11 protein-coding genes and 1 riboswitch are annotated in these 16,153 nt (G+C 38.5%); of the genes, 5 read left to right on the top strand and 6 right to left on the bottom strand.

The features are described 5' to 3' along the window. Nucleotides 1-36: 36 nt before the first annotated feature. Complete coding sequence (locus tag IGI87_RS13110) at nucleotides 37-1,338, top strand: glycosyltransferase family 2 protein (protein WP_438737330.1); 1,302 nt, start codon at nucleotides 37-39, stop codon at nucleotides 1,336-1,338. Nucleotides 1,339-1,631: 293 nt separating this feature from the next. Here IGI87_RS13110 and IGI87_RS13105 read toward each other — a convergent pair whose 3' ends face one another. Next, a complete protein-coding gene (locus tag IGI87_RS13105) occupies nucleotides 1,632-2,075 on the bottom strand; it encodes a thioredoxin family protein (protein ID WP_113794720.1) in 444 nt (147 codons plus the stop codon). 247 nt (nucleotides 2,076-2,322) lie between these two features. Between IGI87_RS13105 and IGI87_RS13100 the strand changes: the two genes are divergently transcribed. Next, entirely contained in the window at nucleotides 2,323-3,594 is a 1,272-nt protein-coding gene (locus IGI87_RS13100) for a lytic polysaccharide monooxygenase (protein WP_438737328.1), read from the top strand. Nucleotides 3,595-3,758: 164 nt separating this feature from the next. Here IGI87_RS13100 and IGI87_RS13095 read toward each other — a convergent pair whose 3' ends face one another. After that, nucleotides 3,759-4,556 (bottom strand): GH25 family lysozyme, encoded by a 798-nt coding sequence (locus IGI87_RS13095; RefSeq protein WP_317095915.1) that lies wholly within the window; start codon nucleotides 4,554-4,556, stop codon nucleotides 3,759-3,761. A 226-nt stretch (nucleotides 4,557-4,782) separates the two neighbouring features. Then, the gene (locus tag IGI87_RS13090) at nucleotides 4,783-6,399 is read right to left on the bottom strand and encodes a phosphatase PAP2/LCP family protein (RefSeq protein ID WP_104854368.1); all 1,617 of its coding nucleotides are present in this window, start codon (nucleotides 6,397-6,399) and stop codon (nucleotides 4,783-4,785) included. A gap of 91 nt (nucleotides 6,400-6,490) precedes the next feature. After that, nucleotides 6,491-6,657, bottom strand: a riboswitch (M-box (ykoK) riboswitch). Nucleotides 6,658-7,085: 428 nt separating this feature from the next. Here IGI87_RS13090 and IGI87_RS13085 point away from each other — a divergent pair. Further along, the gene (locus tag IGI87_RS13085) at nucleotides 7,086-7,724 is read left to right on the top strand and encodes a lytic polysaccharide monooxygenase (RefSeq protein WP_104854369.1); all 639 of its coding nucleotides are present in this window, start codon (nucleotides 7,086-7,088) and stop codon (nucleotides 7,722-7,724) included. Nucleotides 7,725-7,987: 263 nt separating this feature from the next. Here the strand turns inward: IGI87_RS13085 and IGI87_RS13080 are convergent, their stop codons facing one another. Next, on the bottom strand, nucleotides 7,988-8,980 hold the full coding sequence (locus IGI87_RS13080; protein ID WP_438737325.1) for a biotin--[acetyl-CoA-carboxylase] ligase: 993 nt from the start codon (nucleotides 8,978-8,980) through the stop codon (nucleotides 7,988-7,990). Between the two features lie 138 nt (nucleotides 8,981-9,118). Here IGI87_RS13080 and IGI87_RS13075 point away from each other — a divergent pair, with 138 nt between their 5' ends. Further along, nucleotides 9,119-9,334, top strand: a complete 216-nt coding sequence (locus tag IGI87_RS13075) for a zinc ribbon domain-containing protein (protein ID WP_242365863.1) — start codon at nucleotides 9,119-9,121, stop codon at nucleotides 9,332-9,334. A gap of 274 nt (nucleotides 9,335-9,608) precedes the next feature. Here the strand turns inward: IGI87_RS13075 and IGI87_RS13070 are convergent, their stop codons facing one another. Beyond that, nucleotides 9,609-11,267 (bottom strand): hypothetical protein, encoded by a 1,659-nt coding sequence (locus tag IGI87_RS13070; protein ID WP_438737323.1) that lies wholly within the window; start codon nucleotides 11,265-11,267, stop codon nucleotides 9,609-9,611. Continuing rightward, nucleotides 11,251-11,979: an ABC transporter ATP-binding protein gene (locus IGI87_RS13065; protein WP_104854372.1), complete on the bottom strand. Its 729-nt coding sequence runs from the start codon at nucleotides 11,977-11,979 to the stop codon at nucleotides 11,251-11,253. The genes IGI87_RS13070 and IGI87_RS13065 overlap by 17 nt, the downstream gene beginning before the upstream one ends. A 450-nt stretch (nucleotides 11,980-12,429) precedes the next feature. On the opposite strand from IGI87_RS13065, the gene rpoB reads away from it, so the two are divergent. Then, on the top strand, nucleotides 12,430-16,044 hold the full coding sequence (gene rpoB / locus IGI87_RS13060; RefSeq protein WP_010712913.1) for a DNA-directed RNA polymerase subunit beta: 3,615 nt from the start codon (nucleotides 12,430-12,432) through the stop codon (nucleotides 16,042-16,044). The last annotated feature ends 109 nt before the right edge of the window (nucleotides 16,045-16,153 follow it).

Here is a 16,153-nt window from a genome sequence, read left to right as displayed (position 1 = left end):
AAAGCTGCCGCGCCTTTTGAATTTAGGGGGAGTAATATGTTTGTTTTACCTGATTTTATTTTTTTGCCGATGAAATGGCTAACGTTATTTTTGGTAACCATTGTTTTTGCTAATTTAATTTATTTTACAACGTTATCTATCTTCGGCTTAAAAAAACCAAAACGTGATTATAAAATTATGCCAGACCAAAAAAAGTTCGTTATCGTTATACCTGCGCATAATGAAGAAGCGGTGATTGGTGCAACAATACAGAGCTTAATTGATCAAGACTATGACTATCGACTATTCGACATTGTTGTTATTGCAGATAACTGTACTGATAATACAGAAAGTATTGCAGCCTCCTATTCAAAAGTTATTCTATTTAAAAATTCATCTCAAAAAGATGAGCCTAGAGGCAAGCCACATGCAATCGCTAAATACGTTCAGACTAATCATTGGCGTAAATACGATTATGTCGTATTTATTGATGCAGACAATATTGTGAATTCAAGTTATTTAAAAGAAATGAATTCGCAAAGTATTGCTCATCCTAATTTAACTGTTATTCAAGGCTATTTAGGAATGAAAAATGTTCGTTCTTCATTTACAGCTTCAGGATATGCTGCAGTATATTTTATAACCAATCGCGCCGTACAAGCCGCTAACTATTTTTTAGGTTGGAACGCAGCGATTGGCGGTACAGGTTTTATGTTAGACACGGGCTATTTAGCCGAACATGGTTGGAACCCACGTAGTTATACAGAAGATTTTGAACTGCAAGTTGAACTTTCTATTGAAGGAAAACAAAGTGGCTGGAATCATTTTGCAATAGTTTATGATGAAAAACCAGATTCTTTATTAACTAGTCATAGGCAAAGAACGCGTTGGGCTCAAGGGCACTGGTATGTTGCATTTAGTACAACTAAACGTCAGCTAATCTCGTTATTTAAGTCCAAAAACATTACCGAACTATTAAGTAAAATAGAAACGATATTTTACTCGTATTCAATGGTGAGACCAGTAGCGATTTTGATTATATTATTATTAAGCGTAATAGATAAACGTCTCTTTGATTATTTACCAAATCTTTTTTCGGTATTAATTTTCTGGGCAAGTATGGAATTTTTTAACTTCTTAATTATACCTACGATTTATTTTCTGCAAGAAGCGGAGGAGTATTTTCGTGATGAACGTACATTTTGGAAGAAAGTCCTTTTTTTTATAAGGCTAGTATTCGCTTTTGTTTATAATTCTCTGACATATATGGTCGCTCAAATTGTTGGGTTCTTTACATGGTTTAAACCACAAAACAACTGGAATAAAACAGAACATAAAGCTGTGTTTGATCGAAAGTAAGGGAGGATAGTTATGAAAAAATTGGAAAACTGGAAATTTATTATAGTGTTTACTTTAATATTACTATTTTTTTATGTTTCAGTTTAAAAAGGTATTATTTATTAAATTACTAAAACAATTGCTTGGTGAAGAAGGTCTTGTTCAGCAAGTACTTTGTTCCCACCGCTTATCAGTTTTTGAGCCTGAGACGAAAATCCAAAGTGATTTTTGTCTCAGGCTCACTTTTTTTGTTTTAAAGTCAAGCACGTTCTATGGAGTTTGCTTTCCGCCTGCTTCAATCTTTCGCTGTTATATTAGTTTAAAGGATCTTTGACGTGTCTATTCAACCATTCTGCTAAAGATTCATCATTATTAAATGTAAACTTTTCTAGTGTGTCTTTATTTTTGAAAAGGATTAATGTAGGTATATAACTTATTTTATATTGCGCACAAATTTTTTGTGTGTTCAAATTATTTTCATAGTCCTCGGTATCTAGGTAATAGACATCAGAACGATACTTTAGTAATTTGTTGATTTCAACTTTGGATTCTTGGCAATATTTGCAACTAGCTCTTCCTACATATAATAAAGAACCTTTTGGTAACTGTTTGTTCAATAAATGGTCTGGTTCTACTGGATTGAATTGGCTAACGACTTGTTCATAGGATAGTTGGTCATTTACTAAAGAATCCTGGGGCTTACAGGATGCGAGAAAGGCACCAAAGACAATAAGCAGTAAAATTTTTTTGATGTTCATAGAAATCACCTCTTTCTAAAACACTATATTATTTATTTGTTTAATAATCAAATGATATTTAAAAGTGCACGTTTTTTATATATAAAGAGTTTAGGTAGTTGTAAACTTCTTTTATATATTGTTTTATTCAGTTTTTTGGATAATTTATTTTTTGTATTTTTGAAAATAATATTATTTGAAATATAAAAAAGAGTGTGTTATGTTCTTTGTGGGTAAACGTTTACCAATTTTGAAGGGAGGAATATTTATGAAAATTAGTTTGTTAAAAAGTACACTAGCTTTTGTGGCAGTTGCAATCGGGTTTATGGGAGGAGCAGCTATCTCTGACGCTCATGGGTATGTAAGTACACCTAAGAGTAGAGCGTATCAGTGTAATTTAGGAAACAACAGTGCATGTGGAGCTGTGACAGTTGAACCTCAAAGTGTCGAAGGCGTTAAAGGTTTCCCTTGGAATGGGCCAGATGATGGCAAGATTGCCAGTGGTGGCGGGAAATTTGCTGAATTAGATGAACAGACTTTTGACAGATGGGCCAAAGAACCTATAAAAGCAGGCCCCAATCATTTTAAGTGGACCATTACAATGGATCATGCAACAGCGGGATATCAATATTTTATTACCAAAGAACATTGGAATCCTGATAAACCGTTAACAAGAGATCAATTTGAATTGACTCCATTTGCTAATGTAGCGACTTCTGATGAAATAATCAATGTTCCTGAAAGAAAAGGTTATCAAGTGATTCTAGCTGTTTGGAATATTGGTGATGGCAATAATGCCTTTTATCAAGCGATTGATGTTGATTTTGGTGGGGAAAATGAAGTGGATACGGAACCGCCAACCACGCCTCGAAACTTGTTGGTTTCCAACATTACGAACAATAGCGCTGCTTTGACGTGGGATCCGTCTACAGATAACTATGGTGTTTCTCGTTATGATATTTATGCTAATGGAAAACTATTCATGTCCACATTGGATCATCAGCCAAAAGCTTTATTAAGCGGTTTAACGGCAGATACAGAATACGACTTAACGGTTCAGGCTGTTGATACAGTTGGCAACAAATCTGATATGAGTGAATCCGTTCATATTAGAACATTACCAGTAGATGGTGAACCGCCAGTCGCTCCTGCTTTACAGATTATTGGGACACCAACATTTTCAAGTGTCTACTTGGGCTGGAATAACCCTGCAGGTGCGGTTGCTTACCAAATTTTCAAAAATGATGAGTATTTAACCACCACCACCACTGTTCCTTATAACGTAACTGATTTAAACGAGAAGACAACTTATCAGTTTTATGTTAAAGCGGTAGACATGGATGGTAGAGTATCAGCTGCTAGTAACATTGTGAGTGTCACAACACCAGAGAAAGCACCTGATTGGCAAGTAGGCTACCACTATCAAGTGGGGGATGAAGTGACTTACAATAATCGCGTGTATGTATGCATGGTTGCGCATGTTTCTAACCCCGGTTGGACACCAGATAGTGCACAAACAATATGGAGAATGAAAATTTAAGTCTTAGCACAGAGTCATATTTAAAGCCATTGGCAAGGGCACTTTTTGATGAGGTTGGGATAAATGTCATTTTGACTGTTATCCCAATCCTTTTTTTGTCCAAACAAACGAAGGTATCCCAAGCACTAGTGCTTGGGATACCTTCGTTCTAGTTTTATAACTGACTAATTTGTTGTAAAACGTCCTAAGTAATCCACGTTGAAATCAAAGTTAATTCCAGGAACGAAATCAAAAGAGCCTTGACTACTCCATTGCCAAGCAGCTGTGTCTGTGTGTAGTAAGTTATTGGCACTTGGATTTGCCGGCCATTCTGCTACCCAACTATTTTCTTTACCTAAAACGTCATATTCCATCCAATTATTATTGAACCAACTAGCGCTAGAATAATGGACAACATTTTTGAAGCCACGTTTTGCTAATTGATCTCTAAAGTAAACAGAAACTTTTGTGGCATCCGCGTTAATCATTGGCGTGGTTTCTGCGTCATTAACCATGACGCTATTTGGGGATAGCCCTAATTCTTCTGCGTAATCCGCATAGTAATTGGCTTGATCAATTGCTTCTTGTTGATTTTCAAACCAAGAAAAATGATACGTTGAAACAGTTAGACCTGCTTTTTTAGCATTGGTAATTTGACTAGGGGCTAACGGGTTTTTGTAGGTTGTTCCTTCAGTTAATTTGACTACTACGCCTTTAATTCCCATGTTTTTCATCTTTTGAAATTGTTCTACAGAAATCTCTCCATTGTGAGAGGAAATATCGATAAAATCCACTCTCGGAGGTGTTTCACTGAGACTACGTTTACTTCTTAGCAAGGGTTGATTGACAGGGTCATTTTGAGCAAAACTTCCTAATTCATAGTTACTCGTCACAATATTTTTTGCTTCTGCTGGAACACTCGTTATAAGACCTCCAAAAGTTAGTCCTATTCCTAAAATAAATAACTTAGCTGAACGTTTCATTTAACCATTCCCTTCTTTTTTTGTTGTATACTAGGTACATTAACAGGATAGATCATTAATGAAAAATAATAAATGTTTTTTAATACGAGTCGCATAATCTTTCTCAAAAACAACGCTGTCTTGTAAAAACGGACTTAAGAGCTGACTTTCTGTATGCATTTATCTATTTATAAAAACAGCCACCTCGGTGTTTTAAAAAGAGGTGACTGTTTTTTATGAAAGAAATTTAGTTTTCTTCTGTTTGGGTAGTTGTACGAATCCCCATTTGTTCTTTAATAGCATTTTCGACACGCTCGCGTTCGCTTTCTTCGACAAGCTGATAAGATATACCTTCAATTCCTGTCACACCATCGCCAGTATAATCGTAGCCTTTTAATTGATCGGTTTCGATCGTTTTTAGTGCGGGGGTGTATTTTTTTAGCATTGCCATCATTTGGTCAAAGGACAAGTCGGTTTCGCCATGTTCGCCGATTACGTCCAGAATTTCTTGATATTTTAGCAAGCTGTTAAAAGAAAGTAGCTTGTTGGTCAATTCGATTAAAACTTCTCGTTGGCGGCGTTGACGCCCATAGTCGCCTTCAGGGTCTTCATAACGCATGCGCGCGTATTGTAAAGCTTCCCAGCCACCTAAATGCTGTTTGCCTTTCGGATAATGAATGCCTTCAGCGTCAAAAGCAAAGGCGTTGTCAACAGTGACGCCACCCACTGCATCGCCAAGGTCCTTCATAGCATCCATATCAATTGAAAAGTAATGATTGATTGGAATATTTAGGACGTTTTCAACAGTTTTGATTTGCATATCGGCACCACCGAAAACGTGGGCCGCATTGATTTTATTGTATTCCCCATTAGTACCAGCCATCTCCACATAGTAGTCGCGCGGGATACTGGTGATGGTAGTTTTTTCTAATTGATTATTCACTGTGACCACCATTAAGGCGTTGGAGCGATAATCGGTTTTACGTTTTGAGTCATTCGCAATTCCCATAATTAAGAAACTAACAGGTTCCCCTTTGGCTAAATCGGGACTCTTCGTGGAAGATTTTCTTGGTTTATACATGGTGTTCGCCGTTTTTTGCAAATTACGATACATGCTGATACCGTAGGCCGAAACAGAAAGTGTGCCTAAAAATAACAGGGTTAAACTGAAGACTACGAATAAACTTTTTCTTTTACGAGAATGGCGGCTCCGGCGTTGTGTCGGTACTTCTGCTTCCTCTGGTTCAGGTGCCGGCAAATAACGTTGCACAATTTGAAATGAAAAGTTGATCCAACTATAACTTAGGAGCATCCCAGCGATGACATCACTAGGATAATGAACGCGTAAGATTAAGCGGCCCATCACAATTAAAACTAAATAAGTTAGTAAGAAAATTTTGATGCCTTTGGTTTTTTCAACATGTAGATAGGCCAAAATGATGAAAATCGTACAGACCAGCGCCATCGCTAACAATGAATGTCCGCTGGGAAAGCTGGCAGAGCTTCGATCAGCTAAAGCGCCTAGGTTTGGTCGAGCCCGACCCACCGCATGTTTAAAAACGCTGCCTAAAAAGCCGACAGCTAATAGATTACTGACAGCCCAAAAAGCTAGGATTTTTTCTTTTTTACGTAAAAGGTACACCATTAATAATAAGAAGAATAGTAACATTGGTCCAATCGTAGCTGTTTTTGCCAACAGATTGACCGCTGTTAAAAGCGGGGCATTTAATTGCCATTTGATGTGATAGATAGCTTCGTCCATTTGTTGAAACCAATTTGGACTAGCCGCCACTAACAAAGTGAGGAAAGTAAAACCAAGCGTTGTTAGGGCATAAAGTGGAAATTTTTTATTCGATGTTTGCATGAGAATCCCTTTCTTTTTCCCTTGAAAGAGTAGACTAAGCCAGCATCGATTGTAAATAAGCGCTTGCGACTAATTAGGACACAGCAAGCCAATCGGTTCTCATCGTCTGAGCTTTAGCACTATCCAACGTAAAGATTTCTCTTAGCTATTTTTAGAAGAGCCTTAATTCGACCATTCCTGTTTTACACATTGGTGTCTTTCGACATTTCTGCGCAATAGCCTATGTTTGGATAGGAGCCTCACCTAACAAGGTTATTTTATCTAACGCTAGAAGTATAGAATTTATGCAGAGGTTCTCACAATAAAGTTTAAGAAAATTTATTGTTTTTTAAATAAATTTAAAGGTGTGGGGAAGTGAAGCAGTTAAAAAAACAGTACTTGAGCATTCTAAAGAAAAGAGTGGGCAAGGATGTTCTCGGTTAATCGCTATAAATAGTTGGTGTTCAATAATGATAAATTAAAAAACAAACATTTTTTATAAGAGTGATATAAGTTTTTTTCAGTAAAAAAGGCGAACAGTTGCTATTGAATTACTAGTTCATTTAAAATAAATATGTCGACAATAATTGTGCACAAAGTTGATGGTCGCTATCAAAAAAGTAAAATGATGTTGTGGAGATTTTACGTTTCAGTTGATTAAGATTACATGTTTTTTGAAGGGTTTTGCTTATAAGGGAGCGATATACATGAAAAAAATGATGTTATTCATAATTGCAGTAGGCGCAACGATGATCAGTGTTTTTGCTTTAGGAGATGCACAGCAGAGTTATGCACACGGCTATGTTGATAGCCCAGTCAGTCGAGTCAAAAATGCGGAAGCAAACGGATTTGGATGGGGACCTGGTCAAGACAGCTCCCAGCCAGAAATTATCACGACACCCCAAGGAATAGAAGCGCCAACTAAATTATTAGACACGGGTCAATTAAATGGAAGGTTGCCTTCAGCTGGATTAGCAAGCTATTCCAAACTAGATGAACAAACAGCCACTCGTTGGGTAAAAAGTAATATAACAACAGGAGAGAATAATTTTAAATGGGTGATGACGGCAAAGCATAAGACCAATCGTTTTAGATACTATATGACGAAACCTGGATGGAATCCTAATGCACCATTAACGATGGACGAAATGGAACTGATTGGCGTAGTAGGGCAACCGATCGGTCAAGATTTACCTCCTGGCCAAGGATTTATGGTCAATGATACGGAAACACACAGAATAAAGATTCCTGCTGATAGGAAAGGATACCATGTTATTTATGCCGTTTGGGATATCAATGACACGATTAATTCATTTTATCAAGCGATAGATGTTAATGTTCAATAATCAGGTATCAAGATAATGTGGCTGAGACAAAAGTGTTTAGCGCCAAGAACCAAGTAGGTACTGTTCGTCATCGAATCACTACGTTCTTCGTGATTCTCAACACTTGGAAGGATTAAGATACGCCGAACACTTGTGTGAGAAAGTCGATTTCGGCTTATTTCCGAAGGGGCTGCTTTTGTTCAGCTGATTATCTTCAGAAGTAGAAAGCGGGGCATCAGTCAAAACGACTGATGTCCCGCTTTCTTTTTTCTAAACTTCCCCACTTATCCTCGACGCCATTCCCCAATCTGGTCCAAACTAATTTCTCCAGAAGACAACGTTTTGGCCGTGCCATCAGGCAACTGGACAATCAATTCTCCATTTCCATTAATGGTTGTCGCAACGCCGCGGAAGTCTTGCCCGTTTTGGGTAAAAGCGACGTCTTTGCCAATCACAAAGGAGCGTTGTCGGTATTCTTCTAAAAAGTCTTTCGTTGAACGTTCGTCTAAAATTTGGTAAAAATGATTCCAAATGTTGGCGACTAATTCATTTCGCGTCGCCGTCGGTTCACCATCTGGGAAAAGGGAAGTCACTTTCTGCCGGATGTCCTCAGGAAATTCGGTTTCTGTAATTGAAAAATTAATCCCCATGCCGATAATGACATTGGAAATCTGTCCTGTTTCCACATTGCTCATGGCTTCCGATAAAATTCCGCAAACTTTTTTGCCGTTTAAATAAAGATCGTTGACCCATTTAATTTCTGTCTGAACGCCTGCCAGAGCATCCATTGCTCGAGCGGCCGCTACGGCCATAATCACGGTATATTGGGCGATTTCTTCAAAATTTTGGTTCGGTTGAAGCACCATGCTCATGTAAATCCCTTTACCTGGCGTAGCGAAAAACGGCCGACCGAACCTGCCCCGCGGCATTTCTTGCATGTCAGCAACAATCAAAGTATTGTCGGGCGTCTGGTCTAAAATCGCCCGCTTGGCATCGGTCATGGTAGATTCAGATGTTTCTAGGACGGTAATTGTTAAAGGTGGCGTTTGAGGCCATAACGCCAATTGAATGCCTTCTGCAGAAAGGACATCTGATTTTTCAAGGCGATACCCTTTGTTTTGCACGCTAGTAATTTGATAGCCATCTTTTTTCAATTCATTAATCGCTTTCCAAATAGCTGTGCGGGACAAGGACAGACGTTGTGCCATTTCTTCGCCAGAAAGGAATGCGGGCGTTTGTTTCATCAATAAAGTTAGGACTTGGCTTTTTGTCGACATATTTTTTCCTCCGATTCGTTATGCTTATTGTAGCGGAAAGGAAAAGGCTTGGTCAACTAGTGAAAAAATCCATCTTAGGATGGAGGAAAATGAAGTAGGCGTTTGCTATACTTATTTTATTGAGAAGGAGTGAGGGGAATGGAAAAGCAACAATATGTTTGTGAGAAATGTGGCAACATGCGCTATGTGTCGGACCAATTTCAAGCAACAGGTGGGAACTTTGCGAAAATTTTTGATGTTCAAAATAAAAAATTTATTACAATTAGCTGTACCCAATGCGGCTACACCGAACTTTATCGCAGCCAAACAAGCGGCGGCATGAATGTCCTAGACTTTTTATTAGGTGGCGGTTAGTCAAAAACGAATGCAAAGATGCATTCGTTTTTTTGTTGGTGAATAGGAAGATAGGGGAAAAGAGGTCGGGACAGAATCGTTTAGCTCCGAGAAATAAGAAGAAATTTCCGAAAATTGCTCTTTAATTTTTGGGGAATTTCGGCTTATTTCCGAAGGAGTTGGTTCTGTTCCCGCCGTTTATCAGTTTTTGAGCTTGGAACAAAAATTCAAAGTAATTTTTGTCTCAGGCTCTTTTTTCAATAGTTTTTGTAGGGAAATCACTAATAAAAGAATCCTATTCTTTTATTTTAAAAGTTTTCGGGGCTTTATGGTAGATGATTAGCAACCCGATAGCGACATATAAAATGCTAAGAATGGATACGCAAATGACATAGAAAAAACCTGTAAATTTAACGTACGTATTCATATAAGCAAAAAAGTAAAAAATCCACGTGATGACTTTATATAGCGGGTTTTTTACGGTCATATCCACCGTAAAAGGTTGAAGTAGATAGTAAATAAACAACTCGTGAAAAGAAAAGAGAAAGCTTAGGGCTACTAATAATAACAATAAGGTACCAAAAAATTGCCAACTTAAATAAAAATCATTCAGTATTTGTAACAAGAGGAATAATAGAAAAATTCCCAAAACAACCAAACTGTTATATTTAAATATTTGCCTTAATCGATAGACGAAGCCACTTAAAATAGTTCTTTGTTCTCGATAAAAAGGATAATAGAGCATGGAAGAATCACAATTGACAAACAACATTTGCACGACTTGTTTACCAAAAGAAAGAAAATACATTAATATAAATAGTAATGGTAAAAGTTGGATTGTTTCAGTTTCACTGATGTACCCACGAATGTTCGCTAGTCGCAGACCGATAAGACTGATAACCAGCAAAGTAAAGCCGATGGACAAATAGCGAATTTTTTTATTAAACACTTGACGGTAACGGCTAAACAACAGGGCGTTTAAATATTCCGTACCAACTAACTTATCCACTTGTTGATCCTTGTTCACTTGTAGCTGTTTTTGCATTTTGAGACCTTGACCAATATACTGGTCTTGCTCAGGTTTTTTAGTTGTGAGCGCATCGTAAAAGGATAACGATTGTATAATTATTTTGTCAATAAATGCCGTCTGTTTAGGGTAGGTCCACGCAGCTTTCATGCCCCAGAAAGCTAAAACTAACCAGATGGGTAAGGAAAGCCAACTGGTGTAGAGTTTGGTCAAAGGAGCCATGAGGCCAAAATAGTATAAACTAAAGAGGAGCATTAAAAATAACCCGGTAGCAATTCCGCCAATCCAACGGCGAGTAGCTTTGCTGTGATTGAACATATAGAGCCATCGACAGAAAATAAATAACCAAAAGTTACCGGCTAAATAGGAAAGTGGAAGAATTAGGGTTAGGGACAAATTGCCAGCTATTAAGCTGTACAGTAAGCCAGCCAAAAAATAAAAGCACGTATTTTTAAAAAGCGCAATAAATTTTTGACCTAAGATAAATCGATGACGTGATAAGCCAAATTCTGTATAAAAATCAATGGCGGTTTTATTAAGAGTCGCTGAAAAATGATTGTAAAAGCCTAAAATGAGGACGACGAAGACAAACCACAGAAACGCACTTTGCGCCAACATCGGTTGATTAATTTGAGAAAAAAGATTGGCAGACTGACTTCCTTTAAAAAAATTCATTAGGAATATCTGAAGCAGGGCGACTGCTACAAAAATGACAATCTTCATAAAAAAAGAAGTGGAAACTTTCAGAACGGTTAGGAAAATGCCTAAAACATTTTTCAAATCATAGGCAGAGTAAACCCGTTCGCTAATCCATTTTTTTATGCCAGGTAGTTTTCGCAAAAAGTAGAGGAACCCGTTCAGCGTTTTAATTAATTTGTAATTGAAAAATTGCCAATCTTCTTTGAAGAAACTAACGAATTGGTTCATCGCTTAATGCCTCCTTGTCCAACAATAACTGTACAACTTCCTGCTCAAAATCAGGTTCATGAATGCGATTAGCTGGCAGGGCCTGTAATTTTCCATGATGCAACAATACGACTTCGTCACATAAATCCTGTGCTAATTGGAGAATATGTGTTGAAAAAATAATCACTGAGTTAGATTTCATACGAATTATCAGTTCCTTCATTTCGTGAGCTGCTACTACATCAAAGGATGTTAACGGTTCGTCCAATAATAATACGGGCGGCTGGACCATCAAAGAAACCAACATTTGGACCTTATTTTGCATACCGTGTGAAAAATCTTTTAACAAACGATGGTGATCTTCACTAGCAATCCCAATAGTTAGTAAGTACTCTTCTGGCAGCTGTAAGTCATTGATTTTTTCACGGTTAATGTCTATGAAGAAACGAACAAACTCATAAGCCGTCATAAACGCTGGTAAATGGGGCGTTGTATAAACAAACCCAATTTCGGTATTATCGTAGTTTAGATTCTGTCTGCCGTCCTCTTCCAAATAAATTTGACCACTGTCGAGTGAAAGATTTCGAGAAATACAGTTAAATAAAGTTGTCTTACCTGCGCCGTTCCGGCCGAGTAGTCCATAAATCTTCCCTTTTTGAAATTGAAAACTAGCCCCATCGAAAATAACCTTTTCTTCAAACTTTTTTGTAATCGTTTCAATTACTAAGTTCATTTTCTCACCTCCTATTAATAATAAGTTTACTAAACCCTAACTTTTTTTGATAGCTAAAATATTAAAAAGTTGCTTATTTTAATTTTGATGGTCAAGTCCAGAAAAATCAGCTTATAGCTGCTAGAAACCCTTTACAAAAAAACTCCTTTTTATGAAAAAGAAAACCTTAAAGAAACCCTTGACTTTTCTAGACAAAGGTAGTAGACTCTATAGAGCAAAAACTATCTGAAAGTGACGAAGCAGGAGCGAAATATTGTCCGTTCCGGTTTTTTATAGGAAAACAAAAGTAGAAACGCCAGAAAATTTTTCGGAAGCAGGTTCTATTTTTGGTTTTTTTTTGCTTAAAAACTGCAAAAAATGCTTTTTGTTACATATATTTAATATATGTAACGTAAATGTAATTTTTCGGATCGGTGTTTTGATAGACTTATAACTAGAGGGGTGAAGAGCTTGGCTGGACACGTAGTAAAATACGGAAAGCATCGCGAACGTAGAAGTTTCGCACGTATCAGTGAAGTATTGGAATTACCAAATTTAATTGAAATCCAAACAGACTCTTATCAATGGTTTTTAGATGAGGGACTTCGTGAAATGTTTGAAGACATTTTACCAATTGACGATTTCCAAGGAAACTTATCCTTAGAATTTGTTGACTATGAATTAAAAGAACCGAAGTACACAGTAGAAGAAGCTCGCGCACATGATGCCAACTATTCTGCGCCATTACATGTAACCTTACGTTTAACCAACCGTGAAACAGGTGAAATTAAATCCCAAGAAGTCTTCTTCGGCGATTTCCCATTAATGACAGAAATGGGGACCTTCATCATCAACGGGGCAGAACGTGTTATCGTTTCCCAATTAGTTCGTTCTCCAGGTGTTTACTTCCATGGAAAAGTGGACAAAAACGGCAAAGAAGGCTTTGGCTCAACAGTCATTCCTAACCGTGGTGCATGGTTAGAAATGGAAACAGATGCGAAAGACATTTCTTATGTTCGGATTGACCGCACACGTAAAATTCCCTTAACTGTGTTAGTTCGTGCTTTAGGTTTCGGTTCAGATGATACCATTTTCGAAATTTTCGGCGACAGCGAAAGCTTACGCAACACAATTGAAAAAGATTTACACAAAAATGCAAGTGATTCTCGTACAGAAGAAGGCTTGAAAGACATTTATGAACGTCTTCGCCCGGGCGAACCAAAAACAGCAGATAGCTCACGTAGCTTGTTAACTGCTCGTTTCTTTGATCCAAAACGTTATGATTTGGCAAACGTTGGTCGCTACAAAGTTAACAAAAAATTAGACTTAAAAACACGTCTATTAAACTTAACCTTAGCTGAAACGCTAGTTGATCCAGAAACTGGTGAAATCATTGTCGAAAAAGGCACGGTTTTAACACACCAAATCATGGAAACATTAGGCGAATACATTGACAACGGCTTAAACAGCGTAACTTACTATCCAAGCGAAGATGCGGTAGTAACTGAACCAATGACGATCCAAGTGATTCAAGTTCTTTCACCAAAAGATCCTGAACGTATCGTAAATGTGATTGGTAACGGCTATCCAGACGACAGTGTCAAAACAGTTCGTCCAGCAGATATCGTTGCTTCAATGAGCTACTTCTTCAACTTAATGGAAGATATCGGCAATGTCGATGACATCGACCACTTAGGTAATCGTCGTATCCGTTCAGTGGGCGAATTATTACAAAACCAATTCCGTATTGGCTTAGCCCGTATGGAACGTGTGGTTCGTGAAAGAATGTCTATTCAAGACACAGAAACATTGACACCACAACAATTAATCAACATCCGTCCAGTGGTAGCAAGTATCAAAGAATTCTTTGGTTCTTCACAGTTATCACAGTTCATGGACCAAACAAACCCATTAGGTGAGTTAACCCATAAACGTCGTCTATCAGCCTTAGGGCCTGGTGGTTTGACTCGTGACCGTGCCGGTTATGAAGTTCGTGACGTTCACTATTCTCACTATGGTCGTATGTGTCCGATTGAAACGCCTGAGGGACCAAATATCGGGTTGATCAATAGCTTATCTAGTTATGCGAAAGTGAATAAATTTGGTTTCATCGAAACGCCTTATCGCCGTGTTGATCGTGCGACAGGCCGTGTTACTGATCAAGTAGATTACTTAACAGCAGACATCGAAGACCATTATATCGTAGCGCAAGCGAACTCAGTTTTAAATGAAGATGGCACATTTGCCAATGATGTTGTTATGGCGCGTCTACAAAGTGAAAACTTAGAAGTTGCCGTAGACAAAGTTGACTACATGGACGTTTCACCAAAACAAGTAGTCGCAGTCGCAACAGCATGTATTCCTTTCTTAGAAAACGATGACTCCAACCGTGCCTTGATGGGTGCCAACATGCAGCGTCAAGCGGTGCCGTTAATTCAACCACGCTCTCCGTGGGTAGGTACAGGTATGGAATATAAATCAGCCCATGACTCAGGTGCTGCTTTACTATGTAAACATGACGGTGTCGTAGAATTCGTCGATGCCAAAGAAATTCGCGTTCGTCGCGACAATGGCGCATTAGACAAATATATGGTTACAAAATTCCGTCGTTCTAACTCAGGAACAAGCTACAACCAACGTCCAATTGTTCACTTAGGTGAAAAAGTTGAAAAAGGCGATACTTTAGCGGATGGACCTTCTATGGAAGAAGGCGAAATGGCTTTAGGGCAAAACGTCTTAGTTGCCTTCATGACATGGGAAGGTTACAACTACGAGGATGCCATTATCATGAGCCGTCGTTTAGTTAAAGACGATGTCTACACTTCTGTGCATATTGAAGAATATGAATCAGAAGCGCGTGATACAAAATTAGGACCTGAAGAAATTACCCGTGAAATTCCAAACGTTGGGGAAGACGCATTGAAAGACTTAGACGAAATGGGGATTATCCGCATTGGTGCTGAAGTTCAAGATGGCGACTTACTAGTTGGGAAAGTCACACCTAAAGGGGTTACAGAATTATCTGCAGAAGAACGTTTATTACACGCAATCTTCGGGGAAAAAGCCCGCGAAGTTCGTGATACGTCTCTCCGTGTACCTCACGGTGGCGGCGGTATCGTTCATGATGTGAAAATCTTTACTCGTGAAGCTGGCGATGAATTATCACCAGGTGTCAACATGTTAGTTCGTGTCTATATCGTTCAAAAACGTAAAATTCACGAAGGAGATAAAATGGCGGGACGTCACGGAAATAAAGGGGTTGTTTCCCGTATTATGCCGGAAGAAGATATGCCATTCTTACCTGACGGAACACCTGTTGATATCATGTTGAACCCATTAGGGGTGCCTTCTCGTATGAATATCGGACAAGTACTTGAATTACACTTAGGTATGGCTGCTCGCCAATTAGGCATTCACGTCGCAACACCTGTTTTCGATGGGGCAACCGATGAAGACGTTTGGGAAACGGTTCGTGAAGCTGGTATGGCTAGCGATGCTAAAACGGTTCTTTACGATGGACGTACAGGTGAACCATTCGATAACCGTATTTCCGTTGGTGTCATGTATATGATTAAATTAGCCCACATGGTTGATGACAAATTGCATGCTCGTTCAATCGGACCTTACTCTCTTGTTACGCAACAACCGTTGGGTGGTAAAGCTCAATTCGGTGGACAACGTTTCGGGGAAATGGAAGTTTGGGCACTGGAAGCTTACGGTGCTGCTTACACATTACAAGAAATCTTAACTTACAAATCTGATGACGTTGTCGGACGTGTGAAAACATACGAAGCCATCGTTAAAGGTGAACCAATTCCAAAACCAGGTGTGCCTGAATCATTCCGCGTATTAGTGAAAGAATTACAATCACTTGGTTTAGACATGCGTGTCTTGGACATTGAGGAAGCTGAGATTGAGTTACGCGATATGGACGATGACGATGATGATTTAATCACTGTTGACGCACTAACCAAATTTGCGGAACAACAATCAGCGAAACAGCTGGAAAAAGAAGCAGAATCAGTCGTGAAAGAAGAAGCACAAGACGTTGTTCAAGAAATTGAAACAGCCGAAGACAGAGACTAATTTGTCGCTACCACTCTGATGAGTTGATTCAACTGCGACTTTGTTGCAACTGCGCAAGCCATTACTTGTTCCAAGTGTCGTTAGACCTTCTTTCAAGTGATGCTTGCCA

Origin of the sequence: Enterococcus sp. DIV1444a (assembly GCF_051712125.1) — a bacterium.
GTDB classification, from domain to species: domain Bacteria; phylum Bacillota; class Bacilli; order Lactobacillales; family Enterococcaceae; genus Enterococcus; species Enterococcus faecalis.
The sequence above is the reverse complement of the archived record's forward strand: the minus strand, read 5'-3'. Positions and strand labels throughout refer to the sequence as shown.

What these genes read in the sequence shown, in the direction of transcription:
- IGI87_RS13070 (WP_438737323.1), bottom strand. Translation starts at nt 11,267, where the DNA reads ATGAACCAATTCGTTAGTTTCTTCAAAGAAGATTGGCAATTTTTCAAT.
- IGI87_RS13075 (WP_242365863.1), top strand. Translation starts at nt 9,119, where the DNA reads ATGGAAAAGCAACAATATGTTTGTGAGAAATGTGGCAACATGCGCTAT.
- IGI87_RS13095 (WP_317095915.1), bottom strand. Translation starts at nt 4,556, where the DNA reads ATGAAACGTTCAGCTAAGTTATTTATTTTAGGAATAGGACTAACTTTT.
- IGI87_RS13065 (WP_104854372.1), bottom strand. Translation starts at nt 11,979, where the DNA reads ATGAACTTAGTAATTGAAACGATTACAAAAAAGTTTGAAGAAAAGGTT.
- IGI87_RS13090 (WP_104854368.1), bottom strand. Translation starts at nt 6,399, where the DNA reads ATGCAAACATCGAATAAAAAATTTCCACTTTATGCCCTAACAACGCTT.
- IGI87_RS13110 (WP_438737330.1), top strand. Translation starts at nt 37, where the DNA reads ATGTTTGTTTTACCTGATTTTATTTTTTTGCCGATGAAATGGCTAACG.
- IGI87_RS13085 (WP_104854369.1), top strand. Translation starts at nt 7,086, where the DNA reads ATGAAAAAAATGATGTTATTCATAATTGCAGTAGGCGCAACGATGATC.
- IGI87_RS13105 (WP_113794720.1), bottom strand. Translation starts at nt 2,075, where the DNA reads ATGAACATCAAAAAAATTTTACTGCTTATTGTCTTTGGTGCCTTTCTC.
- IGI87_RS13100 (WP_438737328.1), top strand. Translation starts at nt 2,323, where the DNA reads ATGAAAATTAGTTTGTTAAAAAGTACACTAGCTTTTGTGGCAGTTGCA.
- IGI87_RS13080 (WP_438737325.1), bottom strand. Translation starts at nt 8,980, where the DNA reads ATGTCGACAAAAAGCCAAGTCCTAACTTTATTGATGAAACAAACGCCC.